The organism is Streptomyces sp. NPDC059900, assembly GCF_050270335.1.
GTDB lineage: Bacteria > Actinomycetota > Actinomycetes > Streptomycetales > Streptomycetaceae > Streptomyces.
Genome location: NZ_JBNNJZ010000392.1, coordinates 1 through 1,021, shown reverse-complemented (window position 1 = coordinate 1,021; position 1,021 = coordinate 1). Strand labels below are relative to the sequence as shown.

1 protein-coding gene is annotated in these 1,021 nt (G+C 71.7%); it reads left to right on the top strand.

The genetic code is table 11. The annotated features are described in order from the left end of the window. Positions 1–1,021 (top strand): CocE/NonD family hydrolase (locus tag ACQKIP_RS33615; RefSeq protein WP_427745015.1); only part of this gene is annotated, 1,021 nt, incomplete at both ends.

Sequence of the window (1,021 nt, the reverse complement as noted above, 5' to 3'; positions counted from 1 at the left end):
GCCGAGCGCGACTCCGTCCACCATCCCTACATCGCCGGGCACGGCTACGCTTGTGTGCGCGTCGACCTGCGCGGCACCGGGGACTCCGAAGGGGTACTCAAGGACGAGTACCTGGAACAGGAGCAGACCGACGCCGAGGACGTCCTGGCCTGGCTCGCCGACCAGCCCTGGTGCGACGGCACCACCGGCATGATGGGGATCTCCTGGGGTGCCTTCGCCGCGCTCCAGGTCGCCGCGCGGCAGCCCGAGAGCCTGCGCGCCATCGTCATCGCCTCCTTCACCGACGACCGGTACGCCGACGACATGCACTACATGGGCGGCGCCCTCCTGTCGGACAACCTCGCCGAGGCGGGCACCATGTTCGCCTACGGCACCATGCCCCCGGACCCGGCCGTGGTCGGGGACCGGTGGCGCGACATGTGGCACGAGCGGATGGAGGGCACCCGCCCCTGGGTGATCGAGTGGCTGCGCCACCAGCGCCGCGACGACTACTGGCGGCACGCCTCGGTCTGCGAGGACTACAGGGCCGTCCGCTGCCCCGTCCTCGCGTCGAGCGGCTGGGCGGACGGCTACTCGAACGCCGTGACCCGGCTGCTCGGCAATCTGGACGTGCCGCGCAAGGGACTCATCGGCCCCTGGTCCCACAAGTTCCCCCACCTCGGTGAGCCGGGCCCGGCCATCGGCTACCTCCAGGAAGTCGTGCGGTGGTGGGACCACTGGCTGAAGGGCGTCGACAACGGCGCCATGGAAGGCCCGATGCTGCGGACGTGGATGCAGGACAGCGTGCCGCCCTCCACGTCGTACGAGGAGCGCCCCGGCCGCTGGGTGGGGGAGCCGTCCTGGCCCTCCCCGCACATCACTCCCGTCCGGCGGCGCCTGACGCGCCACGGGCTCTCCGGGCCGCTTCCCGACGCGGAGGCTTCGGCTGAGACCGCGCCGGCTACGGGTCCCGGCGAGGGGCTGTCCGTCCAATCACCGCTGTCCGTAGGGCAGTTCGGGGGCAAGTGGGCCTCCTATAACG